A 5,049-nucleotide genomic window follows, 5' to 3' on the forward strand; every position below is an offset into this window, starting at 1 on the left:
ACTCCCCCCACTCCCCTGTTCCCCACTCCCTATTTATTTGACTTTAAACTTACTAGCAGTCGCTAATAAATCCTGTGCCATTCCAGTTAAGCTTTGGAAAACATGGGCAATTTCTTGAGATTCCCCAAAGGTTTTGTTAGCGATTTCTGCCACATCATTCATGGATTTAGTAACTGTACCAGATTGCTGCATTTGTACTTGGGTGGCTTCAGTAATGCGTTCAATTAATTGACTAATTTCCGCAGTTGCAGACACAATGGCATTAAGATTTTGACGAGTTTCATTAACTAAGTTAGTTCCTTCGACAACTTGCTGAATCCCTGTTTCCATTGCTACAGCAACTTCCCCAGTTTCCGCTTGAATCTCCTGAACTAATTTTTCAATTTCGATAGTTGCGGCTGCTGACTGACGAGATAAAGAACGGACTTCATCAGCTACCACTGCAAAGCCTTTCCCATATTCACCGGCTCTAGTGGCTTCAATAGCTGCATTCAGAGCTAGAACGTTAGTTTGAGTGGCAAAGCTACTAATCAGATTTACAACTTTGGAGATTTTTTGGGATGATTCACTCAGACGTTTAATCTTTTTGCTGGTTTGAGCTACAGTTTCTCGAATGGCTTGAATAGCATTAACTGTTTCATTCATCGCGGTATCGCCAGAATCTACAGTTTTGTTGGCTTGTTGGACGGCTATCTGTACTAATTTGGCATTATTTACTACCGCTTGGGTAGAATTTACCATCTGTTGCAGATCACTTAAAGCCTTAGTGATTTCCCCAGATTGTTGTTCGGCTAAATGAGTCAATCCCACCAGTGAGGTACTGCTATTACTGGAAGTTTGGGCTACCTGTTGAGAAGCTGTTTGTACTTGAATAACGATCTGCTGTAGTGCTTGCACAGTCCCGTTATAAGCATCAGCAATTGTTCCTATTTCATCCTCAGTAATGGGGGCGCGGACTGTTAAATCCCCTTTGAGGGCTGGTTTCAGGGCAATTAGCAGTTGAATGGAACGCTGTTGGAGTAGTTCTTTGGCTGCTTTTTCTCTTGTTGCTGCTTCTGATAGTTTGGTTGACTGGGTTTGTAGCTGTTGTAAGAACTCTGTTTGTTGCAAAGCTAGTCCTAATTGATCACCAATCCGCGCTAACAGATTGGTTTCAGGCTCTTCCCAGTGGCGGGTACTAGAGTTTTGATAAACTGCCAGTAGTCCCCAGAGTTTTTCGCCAAATAGGATGGGGACAATTGCATAGGCTTTGGCTTCAAATCCTTCCAGGAGTTCAATGTAACAAGTATCAAAGCTGGCTTGATAAATGTCGTTGACTATTAATTTGCGACCTTTTTTATAATCACCACCGTTCATGGCTTGCAAACAAGGGTCATTAAAGGCGGTTTTTAGTTCGGATGTAACTAGTTTGATCCAACCTGGGGCTACTGATTCGGCGACAAAATGACCACCCCAGTCTGAGGTGAATTTATAGACTGCGACGCGATCGCATTTAAATAGTTGGCGGATATCCTGGGTGGTAGATTTGAAAATTTCTTCGATCCCGGAAGTTAAGGACTGACGAATTTGGTTAACAATCTTGGAGAAGGTTTTTTCCTGTTCAACTATCTGGGCAATTTTGGCAGATTGTTGTCGTAATCTATCTAGATAATCAACTTGGGATTTAGCTAGGCTAAATTGCAATCCTATTTGAGTTAAAAAGTTGGCTTCTGAAGTTTGCCATTCACGGGTTGTAGAATTCTGATAGGCTGCTAATAAGCCCCATAATTTTTCTTCAAAAAAGATGGGGACGATGATGTAGGCTTTAACTTCAATCTGCTCTAAAATCTCGATATGACATTGAGCATAGCCAACTTGATAGATATCATTAACTACAGAGATTTCACCTTTGGCATATCTACCACCTTGGGTTTCTTGGAGGTGGCTATCTTCCCAAACCATTTGGAAGTCTGGTGTTACTACTTTTTTCCAACCCATACCTACTGATTCGGCGATAAATTTACCACTCCAATCAGGGAGAAATTGATAGACTCCCACGCGATCGCATTGCAGAGCCTGACGAACTTCTTGGGTAGTTGTTTTGAATATTTCTTCTACATCTAAGGATTGACGAATTCGGTTCACAGTCCTATTTATGGCTTTTTCTTGTTCAGCCCGTTGCGCTAATTCTTCTGATTTAGATTCTAGGGTTTGTAGATAATCTATCTGGGTTTTAGCTAGGCTAAATTGTAAACTTACCTGAGATAAAAAGCTAACTTCTGAAGATTGCCATTCATGAGGTGCAGAATTTTGATAAGCTGCTAATAAACCCCATAATTGATCGCCGAAGAAAATTGGGACATTGATATAAGCTTTAGCTTCAAACTGCTCTAATAATTCCAGGTAACAAGGGGTAATATTGGCTTGATAGATATCATTTACCGCTATGGCCTCCCCTTTAGCAAACCGCCCGCCCTTGGTTTCTTGCAGATAAGTATCTTCAATGATATCTGTCAGGTCTGTACTAACTAATTTACCCCAACCATTGCTCACTGATTCTGCAACAAACTTACCGCTAAAATCTGGATGAAATTGATAAACTGCAACCCGATCACATCGCAAAACCTGACGTAGTTCCTGAGTAGCAATTTTAAAGATTTCTCCCATATCCAAAGATTGCCGGATGCGGTTAATAATCTTAGTTAAAGCCTTTTCTTGTTTGGTAATCTGAGTTAATTGTTCAGTTTGTTTTTGTACTTTTCCCAGATATTCTCCTTGGGAAACAGCTACACCAAATTGTGAACCAATCTGATTTAAAAAGCTGACTTCCCAATCTTGCCATTCCCGCGCTCCAGTATTTTGATAAGCTGCTAATAAACCCCACAATTTTTCACCAGAAAAAATGGGAGAAATTATATAAGCTTTGGCTTCAAACTGTTCTAAAACATCAATGTGACATTGGGCTAAACCTACTTTATAGGTGTCATTAACGACAAAGGTTTCTCCATTGGCATATCTACCACCTTTTGTCTCTTGAAGGTGGGTATCTTCCCAAACCATTTTATAATCGGGGGTGACAACTTTCACCCAATTATTTCCCACAGATTCGGAGACAAATTTACCACTCCAATCATCACTAAAACGATACACCCCAACGCGATCGCATTTCAATAGTTGGCGGACTTCTTGAGTAGTCGTTTGAAAGATTTTTTCGACATCTGGCTGTTGTAAAATCTTGGTAATAACTTTTGCTGCTGACTGTTTAGCTAGGGAAGATTGTTTTAGTTCTTTTTGTAATTTAAATCCCTGCACTCTATAAGTGATTTCTGTGGTAATTTGTGATAAAAGTGTGGTTTCTGTTTCTTGCCATTGTCGAGGTATGCCACAGCTATGAACTACCAATAACCCCCACACTTTACCATCAATAAAAATAGGTAAGCTCAAACTAGCTCTAACTTGAAATTTTTCGAGTAGCTGCTTTTGGTAGGGGGTAACTTGAATTTTACTAATATCGTCAATAATTACAGGTTCTAAATAATCTGCACTGGTATAAACACCAAACACAATAGCCGCCAGAGTTTCATTAATCGCAGGTGTCCAACCAGTGCTTCTTGATTCAGCTAAAACAGTTCCAGTATCATCTGTGTTAAACTGATAAACTAAGACGCGATCGCATACTAACTTAGCTTTAATTTCTGCTACTGTTACAAATAATAACTTCTCCAAATCCCCAACTAGGCGCATTTTAGTAGTTATCTCTTGAAATCGCTGTCTCCAGATTTTAAATTCCTGGGCAATTAAACTTTTACTAGATGAATCATAATTAGATCCATTGCCATTATCTTTTTTCTTTTCTTCATGTTGTGATGGACTAAAAATGTTTCCAGCATCTTCATTTTGGTTTTGATATAAAGTTGTCATGCCATTAACCTCAATAATTGTAGTAAAGTGTAGGGAATAGGGAATAGGGAATAGGGAATAAAAATTATGATGACTAAACTTCTTATTCTTTATTGACTCCTGACTCCTTATTTAACTATGTGTTGTCCAGATAGAAGTTTGCAGCATTGCTGAAGCATCCAAATTAAAGATCATTTGTTCAGAATCATTAATGAAATATCCCTGCAAAAAAGGTATCATTTCTGGATAAAAAACCTCCCCAGATGGTTGTTTCATTTGCTGGGTATCTAACCAATCAATATCTATGAGTTGACGGATTAATATTCCCAAATACTTACCTTCTTGTTCTACCACTAATGCCATCATTTTGGACAAAACATTTGACCCTTGCAAAAGTGGTGGATAACCTAGCATTTCCTCCAAGTCAACCAACCACAACATTTCCCCCCGCCAATTATAAATTCCGACAACACAATTAGGCATTTGTGGGACACCACATATTTCTGTCAGTGGTATTTGCACAACTTCCGTAATTTGTTCGAGGGGAATTACTGCTGTATCTCTGACTCCTAAAGAAAAGCTCAAAAATTTTTGTTTGGTTTCCAAAATTAGTTTCCCCCACCCTCAATAATTCTTTTTAGCTCCTGAAAATGCAGATTGCTTTACCGAAAGGGTACAGACTTCTTCAAATTTTAAATCTAAAATCTAAAATTCGGTGACTAATCCACAATCCATCATTTAATCAATCTTTTTAAAGTCAGCACTAGCTCTTCCTTATCTACTGGTTTAGCTAAATAAGCATCAGCACCTAACATATTCCCCCACATTTTATCTACATCACTGTTTTTAGTAGAGCAAAAAACTACAGGAATATTACTAGTTTCGGTATTATTTTTTAACTCCCGACAAAATTCATAGCCGCTTTTACCCGGCAAAATTACATCCAAAACTATTACATCCGGTTTACTCCTACCTATTTTAGATTGTGCTTCTGCACTATTTGTAGCGCAAACCACAAAATAACCAGCTTGCTGTAAGTATTTACTGATAAATTCCATATCAGTTAAGCCATCTTCTACTACTAAAACGGTACTCATAACAATTACCTATTGAATTCTTTTAAGAATGTTAAACAAAAACAGCAAGTCTCCAATTAGACAGATCAAATAA

General features: G+C 38.6%; 3 protein-coding genes. All 3 read right to left on the minus strand.

Annotated elements, in window-relative coordinates:
- Window positions 1–33 precede the first annotated feature (33 nt).
- Complete coding sequence (locus IQ228_RS20835) at window positions 34–3,900, minus strand: GAF domain-containing protein (RefSeq protein ID WP_193964259.1); 3,867 nt, start codon at window positions 3,898–3,900, stop codon at window positions 34–36.
- 111 nt (window positions 3,901–4,011) lie between these two features.
- Entirely contained in the window at window positions 4,012–4,485 is a 474-nt protein-coding gene (locus IQ228_RS20840; protein ID WP_027400782.1) for a chemotaxis protein CheW, read from the minus strand.
- Window positions 4,486–4,613: 128 nt separating this feature from the next.
- Entirely contained in the window at window positions 4,614–4,976 is a 363-nt protein-coding gene (locus tag IQ228_RS20845) for a response regulator transcription factor (protein ID WP_027400781.1), read from the minus strand.
- Window positions 4,977–5,049 lie beyond the last annotated feature (73 nt).

This window comes from Dolichospermum sp. LEGE 00246 (assembly GCF_015207865.1).
GTDB classification, from domain to species: Bacteria; Cyanobacteriota; Cyanobacteriia; order Cyanobacteriales; family Nostocaceae; genus Dolichospermum; species Dolichospermum heterosporum.

Excerpts from the sequence above, each read along its gene's own strand:
- IQ228_RS20835 (WP_193964259.1), bottom strand. The coding sequence starts at position 3,900 with ATGACAACTTTATATCAAAACCAAAATGAAGATGCTGGAAACATTTTT.
- IQ228_RS20845 (WP_027400781.1), bottom strand. The coding sequence starts at position 4,976 with ATGAGTACCGTTTTAGTAGTAGAAGATGGCTTAACTGATATGGAATTT.